At 30.1% G+C, this 19910-nt stretch carries 9 protein-coding genes; 1 reads left to right on the forward strand and 8 read right to left on the reverse strand.

Annotation, left to right across the window (positions count from 1 at the left end; translation table 11 throughout):
• Positions 1 to 57 precede the first annotated feature (57 nt).
• The 8 genes from lacZ to ACWYN7_RS11675 all read right to left on the reverse strand — a co-directional run bounded on the left by lacZ (position 58) and on the right by ACWYN7_RS11675 (position 18393).
• On the reverse strand, positions 58 to 3261 hold the full coding sequence (gene lacZ, locus ACWYN7_RS11640; protein WP_462860133.1) for a beta-galactosidase, LacZ type: 3204 nt from the start codon (positions 3259 to 3261) through the stop codon (positions 58 to 60).
• A gap of 51 nt (positions 3262 to 3312) precedes the next feature.
• Positions 3313 to 6351 carry a sulfatase-like hydrolase/transferase gene (locus ACWYN7_RS11645; RefSeq protein ID WP_462860134.1) on the reverse strand — a complete coding sequence of 1013 codons (3039 nt, stop codon included), beginning with the start codon at positions 6349 to 6351 and terminating at the stop codon, positions 3313 to 3315.
• Positions 6352 to 6494: 143 nt separating this feature from the next.
• On the reverse strand, positions 6495 to 10595 hold the full coding sequence (locus ACWYN7_RS11650) for a hybrid sensor histidine kinase/response regulator transcription factor (protein WP_462860135.1): 4101 nt from the start codon (positions 10593 to 10595) through the stop codon (positions 6495 to 6497).
• Between the two features lie 133 nt (positions 10596 to 10728).
• On the reverse strand, positions 10729 to 12417 hold the full coding sequence (locus ACWYN7_RS11655) for a LamG-like jellyroll fold domain-containing protein (protein WP_462860136.1): 1689 nt from the start codon (positions 12415 to 12417) through the stop codon (positions 10729 to 10731).
• Positions 12418 to 12613: 196 nt separating this feature from the next.
• Complete coding sequence (locus ACWYN7_RS11660) at positions 12614 to 13582, reverse strand: LamG-like jellyroll fold domain-containing protein (protein ID WP_462860137.1); 969 nt, start codon at positions 13580 to 13582, stop codon at positions 12614 to 12616.
• A gap of 219 nt (positions 13583 to 13801) precedes the next feature.
• A complete protein-coding gene (locus ACWYN7_RS11665) occupies positions 13802 to 15337 on the reverse strand; it encodes a T9SS type A sorting domain-containing protein (RefSeq protein ID WP_462860138.1) in 1536 nt (511 codons plus the stop codon).
• 1 nt (position 15338) lies between these two features.
• On the reverse strand, positions 15339 to 17021 hold the full coding sequence (locus tag ACWYN7_RS11670) for a right-handed parallel beta-helix repeat-containing protein (protein ID WP_462860139.1): 1683 nt from the start codon (positions 17019 to 17021) through the stop codon (positions 15339 to 15341).
• Complete coding sequence (locus ACWYN7_RS11675) at positions 17005 to 18393, reverse strand: sulfatase family protein (RefSeq protein ID WP_462860140.1); 1389 nt, start codon at positions 18391 to 18393, stop codon at positions 17005 to 17007. Before ACWYN7_RS11675 ends, ACWYN7_RS11670 begins: the two co-directional genes overlap by 17 nt.
• Positions 18394 to 18571: 178 nt before the next feature.
• On the opposite strand from ACWYN7_RS11675, the gene ACWYN7_RS11680 reads away from it, so the two are divergent.
• Positions 18572 to 19795, forward strand: a complete 1224-nt coding sequence (locus tag ACWYN7_RS11680; protein ID WP_462860141.1) for a glycoside hydrolase family 27 protein — start codon at positions 18572 to 18574, stop codon at positions 19793 to 19795.
• The last annotated feature ends 115 nt before the right edge of the window (positions 19796 to 19910 follow it).

Below are 19910 nucleotides of genomic sequence, written 5' to 3' on the forward strand. Positions count from 1 at the left end.
TGTTCATATTATTTAAATGGCTAATAAAAGTTTAACTTACTTAAAGTAGATACTTTATTAGTTAGGATATTTTATGTTTTTAGTTTTATTATTCTTAATTGGTTGAATTAAGAATGAATAGTTATAATTCTTAGCTGGAATTCTAAATTCTTTGTGAGGTAGTGCTTTTTGCGACCAACTGTCATCACCACCAACACCCATTTGCTTATGGTCTATATTAATGGTGTAAAAAGCTGTCTTTTTTAAGTCATAAGTATGCAACGCCTCTTCAATATTCCAAGTAGAGTAAGGTATTGCGCTCATACTTAAATTTTCATTAATTGCTTTAATTAACACGCCTGTTCCAGAATTATCTGTTAATTTCATCCATCTAACCTCTGTTTTGTTGCTACTTTCTTGAGGGCGAATATAGGAGTAGTAATCTTCTGTTACTGTGGTTTTATATGTACCCACATCTGCACTTAATTTTCTATCCCAATAATTTTCGTGAGGTCCACGTCCTAAATATTGCAAGTTATTGTAATTTGTTGGTATTTTTAATTGCAATCCTAACTTTGGTAATATGGGTAGAGATTGATCTGCGTTAAAAGTAACATCAACTTTTATAGTACCATCTCCATAAATTAACTGTTCAACTTTCATTGATGCTTTATTGTTTGCAAAAGTATAGCTAGAGGTTGCCAATGCTTTTTTATCGGATATTTTTTTCAGCTCAAAAGATGATAATTTAGCCATTTTAGAAGCTTCTCTCCAAACAGCAAGGTGTTTCTGTGTTTTTGCACCACCTCTATCATTGTCTGTTATAGGTCTCCAAAAACTTGGTTGAAGTCCTGAAACCACCAAACTTTTATTGTTAAAGATAAAGTTTGATATTTTACCATCAGCTTCGTTAAAATCAATTTTAAAATTTGCACCGTTAATAGTATTATTAGTAACCGAAATGTTTTTAATTCTTTTTAAAGAAATTAATTTTGCTTCTTTGTAAAAAGGAAGTTTAAATTGTTCCCATGCAATTTCGTGTCCCTTTTTTGCCCAGTTTGTATCTTTTTTTAACTTTAAACTAACGCGAATAAAATATTCTGAGGCTTCTTTAATTTTAGGTTTTTTAAAAGGGATGGTTAACGTAGTTGTTTTATTTGGTGTTGCATCAATTGGGTTTAGCATTCCAGATTTTAATACCTTACCATTTTCTTGTAATTCCCAAAAAACATCAAACTGATTTAAATTGGTAAAATTGTGCCAGTTTTTTATGGTAAAAGTTCCTTGTTCAAGATTTTTAGGCTGTATCTCTACTGGTTGAAATACTTTTTTTACTTCCCAAGTTGCTGGTTTTATTTCTCTATCTGGTCCTACAATTCCGTTTAAGCAAAAATTACTAGAGTTTATTTTTGTATCGCCCATATCACCACCAAAAGCATAGAAAAATTCTCCATCTTTTGTTTTTTGAGATAATCCTTGGTCTGACCAATCCCAAATATAGCCACCAATAATCTGTTTATTGTTTCTAAAAACATCCCTGTATTTAAATAAGTTCCCTGTAGAATTTCCCATAGAATGTGCATATTCGCACCATATAATAGGTCTTTCTTCACCTTCTAGTTCAGACATTTTTTCCATATATCCTATAGGGTTATACATTCTGCTAATTACATCTACATACATAGGATCTTTATAAATTTTGTCTTCTTCTCTATGTTTGCCTTTTGTAATTTGAGCACCTTCATAATGCACAGGTCTTGTATTATCGTAACTACGAATCCAATTGGCCATTGTTACGTGATTAAAACCAGAACCAGACTCGTTACCCAAAGACCAAAAAACAATACTAGGATGATTTTTATCGCGCTCTACCATACGCACTGCACGTTCTAAAAAGGCACTAGACCAAGAGGCATCGTTACTTAATTGCCCACCAAGACCATGAGTTTCTAAATTGGCTTCATCCATTACATAAATACCATATTCGTCACATAATTGGTACCACTGTTCGTCATTTGGATAGTGTGATGTTCTTACTGCGTTTATATTGTATTGTTTCATTAGTAAAATATCATTTATCATAGATGCTTTACTAACTACTTTACCTTTTACAGGATCATGTTCGTGTCTGTTAACCCCAAACATAAGCACAGATTTTCCATTTATTAAAAATTCTCCATCTTTAATTTCTGCTTCTCTAAAACCAACTTTAGTTGTTCTAGATTCTAAAATATTTCCTTTTGCATCTTTAACGTTAAATACTAGCGTGTATAAGTTTGGGCATTCTGCGCTCCATTTTTTTGGGTTTTTTACTTTACCTTGTAATAAAGCAAAATCGGGTTTTCCTCGTTGACCAAATTTTTCTCTGTATATTTTTTTGAGAGGAATACTTAAAGGTTTGTCAAAAACTTCCTTTTTGTTCTCATCAAAAAGCTTAGCTTCTAATGTATAGCCTTTTAAATTTGTATTATCAAACTTTTTTATTCTTGGTCTAATTTTTAAAGTTGCGTCTTTGTATTGTTCATCTAAATCTGTTTTTACAAAAAAATCGTAAAGTTGTACTTTAGGAGCAGAAGTTAAATATACATCTCTTTGAATACCACTTAATCGCCAATGATCTTGGTCTTCTAAATAAGAAGCATCACTAAAGCGAAATACTTTTACAGCTAATATATTTTTTCCTTCCTTTACGTGTGATGTTGCATCAAAATGAGTTGGCAGCATAGAATCTTCACTATACCCCAAAAATTTACCATTTAACCAAACATAATACGCAGAACTTACCCCACCAAAAGACAACGTTATTTGAGTTCCATTCCAATTTTTAGGTATTTCAAATTCTGTTCTGTAACAACCTGTTGGGTTATCTTCTTTAGAAACTAAAGGTGGATTAACTGGCTGAAAAGGATACTTTGTATTGGTATAAATTGCAGTTCCATACCCTTCTAATTCCCAATTTGCAGGAACTGGAATAGTGTTCCATTTACTATCATCATAGGTATTAGCCTCAAAGCCTTTTGGAGCTAACTCTGGTTTTGTTGACCAAGAAAATTTCCAATTTCCATTAAGTAATTTATAACGAGAAGATGATGTTTTATCATTTTCTAAAGCCTCTAATTCATTTGCAAAAGAATGAGAAGTAGCTTTACTTGGCATTCTGTTAATGCCAGAAACTTGTGGGTCTTCCCAAGGTTTTACATCATTTAATTGTTGCGCAACTAAACACTGATAGTTACATGTTAGAAGGATGATAAAGATGTAAAAATATTTGGTTTTAATCATTTTTAATAAATATTTAGTGTTGTTGGGTAATATAAATTTGTATCAATACTATTATTGAATAATTAGCTTTTTCTTAATGGTTTTATCTCTGGTTTTAATTGTTGCAATATATAAGCCACTCTTTATATTCTGGGGTAAGTTTAGGGTTACTTTATTCTTATAATGATACCTATTGCTAAAAACCAATTTACCAGTTGCATCTACTAAATTAAAAGTGAAATTTTGAGTAGATAGCTTATTATTAAATTGTAATGATAACGTTTTATTGCTCTTTACAGGGTTTGGATAGATATTCAGTTCAAAATTGGAATTACCAAAATTTGTTGTTGATAAAGAGTTTTTAGAGGCAAGAAATTTATTTATTTCTGCTGTAATTTCTGATTCTATACTATTATATTCATTCTGCGAAGTATTACAATCTGGTAATGTTAAGGATACAAAATAACTATAAAGTACTTGGTAGGCACTTTCTGGATATTGTTCTTGTTCTGGACCAATATTAGAGTTATAAATTAAATTCACTAGAGATGCATAAGTGGTATCAAAATTCTGTGAATAGTTTGTAACTTCTTTGAGAATTAAATTGTCTAAATGTATCCCCAAAGAATTGTTGAAAATACTGTTTAATGTAAAGTTGAATTTACCAATATTTACTGGGTTGTTTGTTGACCAAAAAGGAACAGCAGTTGCTTTAACACTATCAAAACCGTCAACGGAAACATCGAACGTTTGGTTTGTAAAATTAAATGTTACATCAATGGTATAATCTATGTTTTTAATAAAAGTAGTTCCTAAAATATCTTTGCCAATTTGAGGGGTGTTATTTCTTAAACTTTCTTTATTGGCTATGGTTGCAATAAATTTATTTTCGTTATTACCTATTACAATACCTCCTAAAGTATCACCTGCTTGATTTTTAAATAATGCAAAATTTCTTAACCAATTACGTTCGCTATTTATGGTAAACGTAAGCTTTGTATTATCGCTATTTTTCGGTGTAAATTCGCGCTCTACACCTTGATTGCCTGAGGTATAATTTATTTTTAAACGATTGTTGCTAATTTCAATATCGTTATTAAAAGTACCGTTAAGTAATGTCCAGTTGTTAGATAGTGTGCTTTCATTAAAAAAATCGCCTTGTTCATCTGCACATAATGCTTCTTGATTACAATTCTCTAAAACACTTGAAGCAGATAATATACTTAAGTCTAAGTTTGGATTAGAACTTGGGTCAATTAAATCATCATAACTCATAATACCAACATTTACCAATGCTGATCGATTTGGAAAACTCCCAGTATTTGATTGATAGACATCATAAATGAATTGAGCAAATGGTGATGGATCTTTTAACGTTGCTAAAAAAACTACAGTCATTTTATCTGAAGCTAAATTGGTAAATACTTTATTTGCTTCACAAAGTTTACCAACAGACGCTGCTGCAAATGCACACATTAAGCGAGATTCTATATTTTCGTTTTCTAAATTCATAAATTTAAAAACCTCATCTGGTAAAGTGTTTATTTTTTCATGATATGCCAAACTAGCAATACCAACTGCACCCCAATATCGCACTGTTGGATTTGCGTTGAGTAAATTTTCTACAATTTTATTGAGATCTGAAGCCTCTGCTTCACTTGCCAATTCTGCAGCAGCATAGATGGCTTCCATATTAATATTTCTATCTCTAACAACTTCATAATAACTACCATTAGTAATGGTATCTCTAAGTGTTATTGGGTTAAAACCAATATCTTTAATAGCTCTAATTTTCTGCTTTAGAGCCATTTTCATTTCTTGTAATTTATTGGCATAATTGGCATTATTTGCTAAATTATTTACTTCTCCTGGATCTGCATTTAAATCAAAAAGCTCGAAGGTAGGATTGGGTTCCCAAAAATCTGCTTGAATACCAGACAAACTACCATTTCTATATGCATTTTCCCAAGCTTGGAAACCAGGCATTTGAAATTGAAATTGTTTTCTAACACCCTTTGCCCAAAAATTATTGTAGTGCCAAATGAATTTGTAATTGCCATCTGTTATCGCTCTTGATGGAATAAAATAGTTTCCTTGGTTTGCTAAAATTCCGTAAGCATAATTCTCTTCTTGTTCTTGATTTTCACCCAAAAAGATTCTACCCTGCATTTCTTCGGGTATTGCTACATCAGCAATACTTAATATAGATTTAGGAAAATCTACAAATTCTACAATAGCGTTGCTTCGTCCATTAGTACTTGGTGGGGCAAGATGTTTCCATTTTTCAGGAAAATAACCAATTATGGGTACTTTCATTCCATCTTGTCTTAAAAAGGCTTTACTACCAGACATAGAGCCTCCATTATCTGCCATAAAAAATATAATAGTATCATCTGCTCTTCCAGAATTATTTAATGCATTTAATCGGTTACCCAGCCAATTGTCCATCACTTTAATTCTTTCATAATACCAAGCCATATCATCTCTTATTAAATTTAGGTCTGGTAAATATTGAGGAATATTTACTTCATTTAATGCCACTGTTCTATTTTTTCTATCGTTAGTAATATCTCTAGTATCTGTAATTTTTGACATGTGAGTATCAAAATTATTTTCGATACAAAAGAAAGGTTTGTTTGCAGGTGCGTTTTGAAATGTTCCGTTTGAGTTATTCCAAATCTGACTTAATAATGCGTCTTCATTTTTAATATTGTAATCTGTTTTACCAACATTTGATGTCCAATATCCAGCATTTTGCATCAATTTTGTCCAGAAAAATTCGTGAGGATATTCTATATCTCTACGATGTTGTTCTGCGCCCAAAGCAGATGAATAAATTCCTGTAATTAATGTAGTTCTTGCAGGAGAACAGGCAGCTCCGTTTGAATAACCATTATCGAAAATAACACTATTGGATGTGTTTGCCAATCGATCAACATTTGGTGTTTGTACAATGTTATTACCATAAGCAGGCAAGTAAAAATCTGACATATCTTCTATTATAAATAAAAGAATATTAGGTTTGTCTTGGTTTTGTGCATCAGTAGAAAAAGGAAAAACTGTTGTAGCAAAAAAAAGAATTATGATAATTTTTAAGTTAATATGTTTCATTTATAATTGTAGTTATTGTGTTTTACTAAATTATAAACTAATGAGCATATCTAAGGCTTATTGTATCTCATCTTAAGGTAGAAAATGTTACAAAACATGTGTTTATTAGTTAATCTGTAGTGGTTTATGAATAACTATTTATTTTAACTATTAACATCTGAGTTTTTATTCTTTTCAACCAAGTTTTTTTTGTAATCGGTTGGGGTTACACCATATTCTTTTTTAAAACATTTACTAAAATACTTTAAGTTATTAAAACCAGTCATATGTGCAATTTCAGAAACGTATAAACTATCGTTTTTTAAAAGTTGAGTAGCTCTTTTTAAACGAATTTGTTTGATAAATTCTACAGGAGATATGTTAGCTATTTTTTGTAATTTTCTGTATAAACTTGCTCTACTAACACCAACTTCTGAAGCCAAATACTCTACGCTTAACAAATTATCATCTAAAGAGTTTTCTATAATTTTAACCAATTTTCTTATAAACTTATCATTAGGTGTTTCTATGGTAACTTCTGATGGATTAATTGACACAATTCTACTATAGCGTTCTTTTAAATCGTTTCCTTTTTGTAAGTTGTTTTTTATTTTCCAACGCACAAACTCTAAGCTAAAAGGCTTATCAATAAAATCATCTGCTCCTAATTTTATACATTCTAATTTAGTTTCATCAAAACCATTAGCAGAGAGAATGTAAATAGGAATGTGTGCCAAATCTTTATTCTCTTTAATTCTTTTAAGCATAGAAACGCCATCTTCTTCTGGCATTAAAATATCACTTAAAATTAATTCAGGATTTTCATTTACGGCAGCATCATAACCTTCTTTACCGTTTGTAGCTTTTAAAATATAAAAATCGTTTTGAAGACCTTGTTCAAGAAAATTTAGTATTTCTTTGTTGTCTTCTACTAAAAGTACTTTTGGTTTTCCTTTGTTTGATGTAGTATTTTCGCTTTCATTAGATAGATAAGTAGGGTTTTTGTAGATTGAATCGAATTTATCTGAATTTTCATCTACATTATTTGCAAGTGTAGTAATTAAACTATCATCTGAATAATGATTTTTATCTACAGGGAGGTAAAATGTAAACTTTGTAAATTCGTGCTTTTTGCTATCTACTTCTATATAACCATTATGAAGTTTTGTTAATTTTGCAACAAGTTCCATACCTATACCTGTGCCCGGAATTTGATTGGTAATTACTTTTGTGGCTTGGTAAAACCTGTTAAAAATATAAGGTAAATCTTTTTCTGATATTCCTATACCTGTATCTGTTACTTGGCATTTTAAATAGTTTCCTTTCTTTAAGTTTTTTACAATATGTTTGGGTATTGCTTTTGATTTTAAAATTTTTGCTTTGATAACAATTTTACCTTTTTCTGGTGTATATTTAAAGGCGTTAGATAATAAATTAAATAAAATTTTTTCGAGTATTTGAATATCGTAAAATGCTTCTAAATGTTCTATTTTAGATTTTAATTTGTAATTTATATGATTTACTCTAGCCAAATCATTAAAATCATTTTTGATTTTAGTTAGATTTTCTTCGATATTATTTTTTGATATTCTTAGTTTAAACTTACCACTATCGTGTCTTCTAATATCCATTATTTGATTGATAAGCTTGTTCATTCTAATAATATTATTTTGAATTCTATTTATAGAATGTGTATTTAATGTAAAGTTGGTGTCGTTTATTGCTTTTTCTACAGTTCCTCTAATTAGAGTTAACGGAGTTCTTAACTCGTGAGATATATCTGTAAAAAACACCATTCGCATTCTATGATACTCGTTGTCTTTTTGTCTACTTACAGTTTCTGCAACTAAATTTTGTTTTAAACGGTACCATTTTCTAACTAATAAAAAAGCTGCGTAAATTGCTAAGAGAATTAAAATTGTGTAAATAAATAAGGCTGTGTTACTTTTCCAAAATGGTGGAGCAATAGAAAAGCTTAAAGAAATAGGTTTGTGGTTCCAAACGCCATCACTATTACTACTCTTTACTTTAAATATATAATCTCCATTGGGTAAATTATTGTAATTGGCACTTCTGTTTGATCCGTCTGTGTTTACCCAAAAGTCATTAACACCAACTAGCTTATATGCATATTTATTCTTACCTGGTGCAGTAAAGTCTAATGAAGAGAATTTTACGACTAAATTATTTTCGTTATAATTTAATGTTATATGTTTATTTTTTCTGATTTGTTCTTTTAATAACTGATTTTTTTCTTGGATTGCCTTATTATCGTGACTGTTACCAAATATAGAAAATTCTGTAATTACGGTATTAGGCACATTGTTATTAACATTAAATTTAGCCGTGTTTATTTCGTAAAAACCACCTATTGTGCCAAAAAAAACTGAGTTTTCAAAAACACTTTGTGTGTTAAAACTGAATTGATTTTCTTCGATTCCGTTATCAATACCAAAACTTTTAAACCGTTTTGTTTTTGCATCAAGGAATGAGATACCACTATCTGTACTTATCCACAAATTACCATTAGCATCTTCTCTGATACCAGAAATAGTATTTGATAGTAGACCATCTTTAATATTATAGGTAGTAATGACATCATTTGTAATGTTATAATGGTTTAAACCACCACCTCTAGTACCAATCCAAATATTACCATTACTACTTTCTGCTATGCTTAATATAGCATTAGAGCACAAACCATTTTTTTTAGGTTCTAGGTGTTGTATTTGTTTATTTTTTCTGTTAATTTTAAATAAGCCATTTCCTCTAGTACCAATCCAAATATTATCATTTTTATCTAAATGCATTACGTATACATTTGTTCTAGATAATGAGGCAATTACTTTTTTATCAAAATTAGAAAGCGGTTCTTTAGTTTTTATGATGTCTATTCCTTTTCCCCATAAGCCAGCCCAGATATCATTATCATTAAAATGAATTATATCTAATACAGATTTAGTAAATTTTTTAATAGTTTTTACCTTGGGTTGTAGTTTATTTATGCTGTAATTTTGGGTTTGTATTAACGTGTTTCCATAACCAATAAATAATTCTTCGTTATTATTTGTATGCTTAATAAAATAGATTTCTTTGTTACCTGTTAAGAATCTTTCTGTTGTTTTGGTTTTTATGTTATATCTAAAAACTCCATTATTTTTAAATGCTACAAGAAGTTGGTTTTTATTTTCGCTTAGCAAATGAGACGAAAAAGTATTTGTTAAGTCACCTCCAAGTTTGTAGTTTTTAAATAATGAAGATTTACCAGCAAGCTTACTAACGCCTCTTTGAGAGCCAATCCATAAATTATCAAAACTGTCAATAAGCGTGGTATTTATTTGATTGTTTAAGTTCTTTTTTTCGTTAACTTTAGTAAATACATATTTATTACCCTCTTTTACACCTTTAATTAATCCTAGATTTGTTCCAATCCAAAGCGTACTACCATTTGTATCAACAGTTAATGTATTAATAATTATTTCGTTTTTTTTACCGTTTTTGAAAACATCTATTGGATACTTACTAACTACCTTTATATTGTAATTTTTTTTATTGTATTTTAAGCGGTAAATACTCTTTTTAGTTGCTACTAGAAAGTTGTTACTGTCGCTTTTGTGAATTGCTATTGTGTTTTTTTTAAAATTTGTAGTTCTGTTATTTAATTTATGATCTAAAACAATTAAGCCTTTAGAAGTTGCAAACCAATTTCTATTGTAGTTGTCTTGTAAATATTGATTTGCCTGAATTCTAGAATTAAATATATTATTTTTTTGCTGATAATTGAATTCGGTGTTTAGCTTTGATTTTTCTAGTTCTTTTTTTGGTGTTATTTTTATTAATCCGATTTTTTGTGTAAAAGACCATACAGTGCCATCTGAAGATTTCCCTAGAATTTTAGAGGTTCTATCTTTGTAAAACCCTTTAAAAATGTTGTTGGCTCTATCGTAATATATTAAATAACTCTCACTACCTAACCAGAGATTTCCATAATTATCTTCAACAATAGAATTTATATTATTATTTGGTAAAGAGTTTTCATTAAAAACATCATATTGATATTTTTCTATTCCATAACCATTATATCTGTATAAGCCATTTATAGTACCCAACCATAAGTAGCCTAAATTGTCTTGGTACAAAGAATTGGTTTTTTTATAAAATGGAGCCTCATTTATAGTTAAGGCTATAGAAGGGTATTTAACAGTTTGAGCATATCCAAAAGAAACAACAAAAAGAATAAAATATATGATTTGTGTAAATTTCATGCTTAATTATTAGGAATAGTTTAAAATTAGATTTAATTATTGAATATAATATTAATATTTCTTTTTGTAAAAAAAAACTTACACAATTTTTTGTGCAAGTTTCTTTTATATTTAGATATATAGTTTAGTTATTTTAATTAGAAAAAGGTAAGCCAGTAAATAATTTATCCCAAGTAAAGTTAGTACCTATTATATTACCAGTATGATTTGAAGTACTTGAATCTGATGCTACAGTACCAGAACCATCGTTTAGTTTCCAATATCCAACCAAACCAGCTTCGTTACCTGTTAAACGAGTGTCTTTATTAGAAGCTATTTCACTTTCGCTTCTTGCAACGTTCCAAATTCTTACATCACTTATAGAACCGATAAAAAATCTATCTGTTTGACTAGCACTTCTACCAATATTAAAGTTATTCGTAGCAGAAGAATTTATAGGGTTAGCGCCAGATCCACCAGATATTGCGTCTAAAGAACCGTCTACATAAAGCAAGGTTTCATCTAGGTTAGCTCCGTTATTAGATACAACTATTGCAACATGATGCCAAACACCATCATTTATAATCTGTGTGCCATTTATTCCACCTCCTGAATACTCTATTCTTAATTTTCCTTGGTTAATTCTCATATCCCATTTTTCTTGTGCAGAATTTACACCCCAGGATAAAATTAACGTTTGGTTATTTGAGTTTGCTGTTGTATTAATCCAAGCTTCCATAGTTCTGTTTGTACCACCAGTAATTCCTTGAAAAGATGGTGTTTCTATGTATGTATCTCCGGCAAAATTTACAACTGATATTGCGTTTACCGAGTTTTCAAAGGTAGTAACTGCAGCTTGCAAGTTAGCTAATGCAGTATCAACTTCTGGTTGTCCTAAGCTAATATCATTAACCACTATTTGCGCATCATTAATAGCTTGTTGCAGTATTGCTTTAGACCCTGAAGGATATTCTGCTAAATTATTTCCTTCAATAGCATTATCGTGTAATGCTTGTGCATCTGAAATGGCATTTTCTAAAGCAGTTGTATCTCTTGTAGGGCCTCCAACTTTACCTGCTTCAAACGCAACAGTTGCATTTTGTAAAGCAGTAAGTGCAGCATCTATTTCTCCTTGAGTTAGAGGAGTTGTAGCATTAACTACATCTCTAGCATCATTTATAGCTGTAAGGAAAACTGCTTTTGAACCTGGAGCATATTCTCCAATATTAGTACCTTCAACAGCATTATCATGTAATGATTGAGCTTGATCTATTTCGGTATTTAGACTATCAAAATCTAAAGGTGGTATTTCAGCATCATTAAATTCATTTATACTAGCAAGTAAATTACTAAGAGCTGTATCTATTTCTGCTTGGGTAGCGTTTGTGTTATTAGAAACCGTTTTAGCTTCATCTAATGCTGCTTGTAGAATAGCTTTTGAACCTGCTTGGTATTCTCCAGGAAACGCCCCTTCTTCTGCATTGTCATGCAATGATTGGGCATTTGCTATGGTACTTTCTAAAGTAGTACCATCAACAATTACAATGCTTAACTTATATGTTTCTACTGCACTTTTTAATCTTTCGGTTGCTATATTTATTGTTCCTTGGTTAATTGCAGTTTCTCTGTATGGAGTATATTTTTCTATAACAGTATTTAAAATTTCAGTAGATCCTATAATAATATCTCCGTTTTTATTACCTTCTTTAGAAACATCTGCTATACTATTAGCTTCAGAAAGGATTGCATCAAACTCTGAATAATCTATAGATATTAAATTATCGTCTGTACAAGAGGTTAATGTAATTAATGAAAAGAATAAAATTCGAAAAAAATTTTTCATTGTATTGTTTTTAATTTGTAAATTCTTCGTAAAATTAACAGTTTCTTAAAAATATTAAGTATCACAAAAGGGGTATAAATGTTGCAATTAAAAATCGTTGAGATTTTACGAGATTTTATCATGTTTTAAAGTGTTTTTTTAAATTAAAAAAGGCAGTTTAAAACCACCTCTTTTAATTTTCAGTTTAAAAATCAACTTAATTTTTAATTGCTTTAACTGTTCCTAATACTGATTTCTGCTCATCATATACTTTAATAATGTAAACCCCATGAGATAAATTACTAGTATCAATACCATTTACGTTATATTCTTTTACACTTAGTTTTAGTTTACCTAAAATATCAAATATTTCTACAGTATGTGTGTTAGGGTTTGATATGAATAAATGGTTTTTTATAGGATTTGGATAGATTCCAACAGTCTTTTTTGTATAATTATTTGTACTTAAAGTTGAACTGTATATTGCAGTAATTTGAGCTTCTGTTAAAACCGTATCAAAAATTCTAACATCATCAATTGCTCCTGGCCAACCTCTTTCTCTTAATCCTGTAGTTCCATTAAGTGTATAATCATTTCCTATTAATAAAGCACTTTCACCAGTATTTATGGGGTTATTAATCGTTTTTTCTACGTCTAACACTCCATTTACGTATAATTTAAAAGTACTTGATCCTACAGAAGTATAGGTAATTGCAATATGCACCCAAGTATCTACTGCTAAATTTACGTTACCTGTTTTACCATTCCCTTTAACTTCTACTCTGTTTCTTGATTCTGTTTGACTATTTGCAGCTATTGTTCCAAAAGTAAATTTTTCGAGATTATTGTCGTTGTTTCCTAAACCCAAAACAGCAAGATTTTTTCCAGCCGCAGCTATTGGTAATTTAACCCAAGCAGTTACTGTTCGGTCTGCACTTCCATTAAAAGGAGCAAAATTATCTACTGTTGTTAAAAAATCTTCAGCTCCAAATCCAGCAATTGCACTGTTTGCTGTTCCATCTTGGCCTGTTTCAAATATAGGAGTGAATCCTGAAGAGGGTGATAAATTCCAATTTCCAGTCTCATCATTTAAACTATTGTTAAAATTATAATGGGCTATCGGATTCTGAGCGAAGGAAAAGCTGCAAAGTAATAATAATAAAATAGTGAAGTAATGTTTTTTCATTTTTTTAGTTTTTAGTTTATCTATTTGATGTAAAGCTACGTAACAAAATGCACTGCATTTGCATTGAAAAGTTTCTTAATTAGGGTATAAATGTTGCAAATGAAATAGTGAAATTAATTTTTTGACTAATTAATAATCTCAAAAGAAAAACTAATGAAGAGAAAAAAATGGGCAATGCACTCAACTAAAGGAGGGAAGGAGGTAATCAAGTCAAAATGGCTAAAAGATGATTTTTTTGACGGTTATTTTATCTTTTTGATTGATTTTGATAAAATAAATCCCTTTAGAAAAACCTTGAAAATTAATTTTTACATTTTCTATTGTAGTTTTCTGTTGAAGTATTTCTTTTCCTTTTATATCAAAAATGGTTATTTTAAATTTTGGTTTTAAGGCTTTTACATTTAAAAAATTATGAACAGGGTTTGGGTAAATTTGCAAAGTATCACTTGTATTATTTTTTATACTTAATGTTTGAGATGGTTTAAACACCCTTACATAATCTACCAAAGCATCAGATAATAATCCTATTGGTTGACTTACAAAATCTCCATCTCCAAAACTTGCACCAACAGAAAGCCATAACCATTCTTCTACTTGTGGTACTAAATCTTGTCCATTTGAAGGATTTGTAGAAAAAGGAAAAGGTTTATTCGCATTGGTAGAAGTTACTTGAATACCATCATAGTAAACATACATTACATTTTCTGTCCATAGTAAACCATAGGTATGGAATTTATCATCATGAATATTTGGGGTATTAAAAGGTATGGTATGATTTTTTTTGAAAGATCCATAGCCATCATAATGTACCACAGCTTTAGAGCTGTTAGATGTCCAAGCAGATTCAAAAATATCAACTTCTGCACCATCTGCAGCTGAGTTATCTACATTACCTTGGTTTTTTCCTTGTAACCAAAACGCAGTATGATTGCCTTTTGCCGTTTTTGCAATTTTTATTTTTGCTTCTAAATAGCCATATTTAACTTCATATAACCCTCTAGATTCTACAGATCCACAACGCATTGTGGTATTGTTAGTTTTTGTAGCTCTTAAAACTAGTTTACCATCTGTATTTACAAAGGCATTTTCTGCAGTCCATCTCCAATCATGTATGCCTTTATTCCATCTAGGTTGTCTTGTTTTTGTACTTACACTTTTTCTCCATTTTGTAAGGTCTAAGCTTTCATCATTAAATTCATCACTAAAATCTAAAACCCAATCTCCAGCCACTCCATTTGGTTGAGTATTTAAAGGAGTTTTTAGGTCTATAAGGCTAGATTCAAAATCTTCATCTATAATGATAACATTATCAATGCGTAAAGGTCTATTTTCGTTAACTTTATAAAACACTATTCTTGCCTTTGATATATTTTCAGGAGCTGTAAATGTAAAACTACCTGTTTTCCAAACATCTGGAGTAGTGTCTAATTTTAAAGTTTGAATATCATCTCCTGTTGTTCCTTTTTTTACACGTACTGTCATGTTGTAATTTCCATTACCACTTACCCATCTGTAATCGAAAGCTACATTATAGGTTTTGCCTGCTGTTAAAGAGAAAACTTGAAGTAAAGAACCTGCTGAATTATTTACATTACCAACAAAAGAGTTTGTAAGGTCGTCTTTTAAAACTTGGTTATTAAAACCTTCCCAATGGTCTTTATTGGACTCAAAATTTCCGTTTTTAATTAGATTTTGCCCAATTAAAAATTGTGTAAAAATTAAAAAAATAACGTATGTTTTGTCTTTAAAAATCATGTTATTCTGTAGCTATTTCTACTGCTCCTAAATCTGGTAAACCTATAATAGTATTCCCTAATATATCTTTTTTTAAGGATAATCCATATATAGAACCAATGGTGTCATTGGCTAATTTTTGTATATTAATTCCTTTGTTTTTTATTAATTCTACATTGCTAGGTATATAATCTTGTAAAGATAGTCCTCCTAAATTTTTAAATTTTGCATCTCCAAACATTGGTTTTTTATCTTGAATTGGCATTTTTTCTGGCCAACTCGATTTGTGAAGAAATAAATTATTTTCAAAAAAGATATTTTTTGAAACTGATTTATCTTTTTTTTCTGGATTGTATTGATCGCCATTTACCATTTTACTAACACCTTCTATATGGAATATGTTATTTGCAATTAAAACACCCTTTGCTTTCCTGGTTATTGCCATTTTTGCTTGAATTGATGTTTTTACATAAATGGTATTGTTGTAAAAATAGCTATTAAAAGGACCGTTTCTTTTTTGCCTACGACCAACATAACCACTCAACCAAAATATTTTACCTTCTTGAAATGCATTGTTTTCTCCTTTAACTCTAAAACCATCGTTTATACTAATATTATATCTGTATGCACAATTGTAATTATTGCCTAAAATTTCACAAAACCCGCCAGCATTATTTGCACTAAAGTTGTATTGTAACACAATATTATTGCAGTTAAAATCTATATGAGCTCCTGCAGAATCTCCTGGACCATTGGCATTTGTGAATCTATTTTTCTCAATTAAAACATTGGCTGAACCCCAGGTCCATAATCCACTTCCTCTTGCCCATTTTCGCGAATCATCATTGCTGCCAGATTTATCAACAGTATTGTTAAAAATATGTCCGTCTTTAACCCCAGACATTTGAATTCCTGGACCACCAGTTCTGCTTACTTTAGTGTTAGAAATTATAAAATTTTCGATTCCATAATTACGTTTATTTTTCCAAGAAGTTAATTTTATGCCTGTATGAGAAACATTTGTTACAGTACAAGATTCAATTTTTATATCATTTAAAACTGCATCTTTGGTTTTGTTGATAAAACGAATTCCATAACCATAATTTTGAGTTCCATTAGCAGATTTTGTTTCTTTTAAAGATCTCGTAGTATTTTCATTTTCATAAAAAATATTTGCTACATCAAGGTTTTTTAAATAAATATGTTTGTAGTTGTTTTTTACTGAAGTGTTTACCAAAACACCACATCGCATTTCTTGTTTAGTGCTTTTATTCTCTTTTTTTAATGGATTTGCAGAAATTTTCAGATTATTGATTTCAATAAAGCTAGCATTTTCAACTCGAATTCCATTTAAATAACCATTAGTTTTAATGATTGCTTTTTGTGAATTATTACTGTTTGAATAACTAGAAACTACAATTGGTTGCTGTTCTGAACCCTGAACATTTTCTAAAATTAAAGGAGTTGTAAAAGTGGTATTTGCTGCTAACAAAATAGAATCTCCAGGTAATAACGTTAACTCTTTTATTTTTGATAATGTTTTAAAAGGTGCAGTTTTAGAAGTTCCTAAATTTTGGTTATTTCCTGATATGGGGTTAAAATAATAATTCTTGGAATTTTGCGATTCGCAAGACGTTATAACTATTATAAAAAGCAATAGTTGTGTTATACATAAAAAACGAGTCAATCTAATATTTTTCACCATTTTTAAATCGATTTGGATGCTTTAAATTATAAGATTTGTTTTGCCCTAACCCATCAAAGGCAGGGTTTATGTTAAAGGAGTTCCAAGTTTTGTGGAGTTCTTGTAGTTTTTTTAAGGTGATGCTATCCTTCAAAATATTCTTTTCAGAAATATCATTAGAAAGGTTGTAGAGAGCTACTTCTCCTTTCTTATTTTTTATGAGTTTGATATTATTTTTTCTGATAGCAATAGATTTCTTATCGTACATTCTCCAATATAATTCTTTGTGAGGAATACCTTTATTTTTGCCATTTAAATAGGGTATTAAATTTACACCATCTAAGCTTTTTTTTGTTGGAACTTGAGCATATTCTGCTACTGTTGCAAAAATATCTAGAGAAATAATTGGGTTATCATAAACTTTTCCTGCTGGAATTTTTCCCTTCCATTGTACTGCGAAAGGCACTCTAATTCCTCCTTCATATAAAGAACCCTTGCCTTTTCTAAGTGCACCATTGTAGGAGCCTTTATTTTCATTACCACCATTATCAGATAAGAAAAAAACAATGGTGTTCTCTTCAATTTTTAATTCTCTTAGCTTGTTCAAAATCAAACCTACACCATCATCAACAGCGCTAACCATTGCAGCATAAGTTTTTCGCTTTTTATTTTTTATGTGAGGATATCTAGATAAGTATTTCTCTGTAGCTTCTAAAGGCGCATGTGGGGCATTATAAGCTAAATATAAAAAGAATGGCTTTTGATTTTGTTTTTCTATAAAGTTAACAGCTTCTCTTGAAAAGGCGTCTGTTAGATATTCTTTTTCATGTATTCGTTTATCATTCTTTAAAAGCTTTGTGTTATAAGCATCAAATTGAGAACGAACTTCTGATAGATTATTTCTAGTTAACTCTTCAGGAAAATATTTGTGACCTCCTGATAAAAATCCGAAAAACTCATCAAAACCTCTACTTAAAGGACGTTGAGATTTATGTGCCCCTAAATGCCATTTTCCAATTGCCATTGTATTATAATCAGCCTTTTTTAAATACTCTGAGATTGTTTCTTCTTCTAAGGGCAATCCAGAAGAGGCATCTTTTGGTGTAAAAAGTGGGTTTCTACTAAAACCAAATTTATCTTGATATCTTCCAGTAATAATTCCTGCTCTACTTGGGCCACAAACGGAATAACTTACATATCCATTAGTAAAAATCACTCCATTTTTGGCAAGTTCATCTAAATGAGGGGTTTTCATTTTTTTGTTACCATTAAAACCAACATCTCCATAACCTTGATCGTCAGTTAGTATTATGATGATATTGGGTTTTTTGGCCTCTTGAGCAAATTGAGTGTAAGAAACGATAAAAAGAAATAGAAAAAATTTAGTTTTCATTAAAATAGTATTTGTGCTTACAAAGAAAAATATTCTTAGATATTTAAAAGGGTATAAAAACATCAAATAAGGGGGTATATCGTTTATTTCAAAAATTAATAAAATCATTACGACCTCATGGTTAAAGTTAAAATTTCATATTATTGAGAGCATTATAAACAATGAAATATAAACTAGTATGAGAGTGTTAATTTTAGTCATTATTGTAATTTGTTTTGGCTGTCAACCAAAAGAAAATTTAACAAAACCTCAAACACCATTAATGGGATGGGCTAGTTGGAATAATTATAGAATTAACATTAACGAAGATATAGTTAAAGCACAAGCAGACGCTCTAGTAGCTACAGGAATGAAAGCTGTTGGATATACTTATGTAAATATCGACGATGGTTTTTTTGGTGGAAGAGATGGTAATGGAAACTTATTAGTACATAAAAAACGTTTTCCTAATGGTATGAAATCTTTAGCTGAATATATTCATAAAAAAGGTTTAAAAGCAGGGATTTACTCGGATGCTGGTATTAACACATGTGCATCTTATTGGGACAAAGATACCATTGGTATAGGCATGGGGCTTTATGGGCATGAGAAGAAAGATTTAACTTTATTTTTAAATGACTGGAAGTATGATTTCATAAAAGTAGATTGGTGTGGAGGAGCATGGCTTAATTTAGACGAAGAAACTCAATACACCAAAATTGGGAAAATCATAAGAGAGTTGCGTCCAGATGCAGTTTACAATATATGTAGATGGCAATTTCCTGGAAAATGGGTGGTTGGTGTAGCAGATTCATGGCGTATTTCTGCTGATATTGCTAATAATTTTGAGTCGGTTTTATCTATCATAGATAAAAACGCAGATTTATGGAAGTATAGTGGTCCAGGTCATGTAAATGATATGGATATGTTACAAGTTGGTAGAGGTATGACTTTAGAAGAAGATAAATCTCATTTTAGCATGTGGTGTATGCTAAGTGCACCTTTAATTGCTGGAAACGATTTAACTACAATTTCTAAAGAAACACTAGATATACTAACCAATAAAGAGTTAATCGCTATAAATCAAGACCCTTTAGTGTATCAAGCTAGAAGAATTATAAATAACAATAATTTTGAAATATGGGCAAAACCACTTACGCATACTATGAGTGGTAAAATTGCGATTGCGCTTTTAAATAAATCTGAAAAAACAGAAACAATAGCACTTAATTTATCTGATGTTGGGATAGATGTATCTAAAGGTTATGAATTGCGTGATATTTGGGATAATAAAAATTATCCATCTTCAAAAGAACGAATCAGAAGCTTTGAGGTGTCATCACATGGAACTATTGTATTAAAGGCAAGTGGTACATCCTTACCTTATAATATCTTTCAGTTTCATAAAAAGAAACCTTTTTAAACTTGGTTTATTAATTTAAAATAGTATTTTATTTAAAAAATGTTAAACCAAAAGTATGTACGTAAAATTGTGCTGATTTTTTTCTATTTCTGTGTCATTAAATTATAATCAAAAA

Source organism: Polaribacter sp. M10 (assembly GCF_054968445.1).

Bases quoted from the DNA above. Each gene is read 5' to 3' on its own strand.
- lacZ (WP_462860133.1), bottom strand. From the start codon at position 3,261: ATGATTAAAACCAAATATTTTTACATCTTTATCATCCTTCTAACATGT.
- ACWYN7_RS11645 (WP_462860134.1), bottom strand. From the start codon at position 6,351: ATGAAACATATTAACTTAAAAATTATCATAATTCTTTTTTTTGCTACA.
- ACWYN7_RS11650 (WP_462860135.1), bottom strand. From the start codon at position 10,595: ATGAAATTTACACAAATCATATATTTTATTCTTTTTGTTGTTTCTTTT.
- ACWYN7_RS11655 (WP_462860136.1), bottom strand. From the start codon at position 12,417: ATGAAAAATTTTTTTCGAATTTTATTCTTTTCATTAATTACATTAACC.
- ACWYN7_RS11660 (WP_462860137.1), bottom strand. From the start codon at position 13,582: ATGAAAAAACATTACTTCACTATTTTATTATTATTACTTTGCAGCTTT.
- ACWYN7_RS11665 (WP_462860138.1), bottom strand. From the start codon at position 15,337: ATGATTTTTAAAGACAAAACATACGTTATTTTTTTAATTTTTACACAA.
- ACWYN7_RS11670 (WP_462860139.1), bottom strand. From the start codon at position 17,021: ATGGTGAAAAATATTAGATTGACTCGTTTTTTATGTATAACACAACTA.
- ACWYN7_RS11675 (WP_462860140.1), bottom strand. From the start codon at position 18,393: ATGAAAACTAAATTTTTTCTATTTCTTTTTATCGTTTCTTACACTCAA.
- ACWYN7_RS11680 (WP_462860141.1), top strand. From the start codon at position 18,572: ATGAGAGTGTTAATTTTAGTCATTATTGTAATTTGTTTTGGCTGTCAA.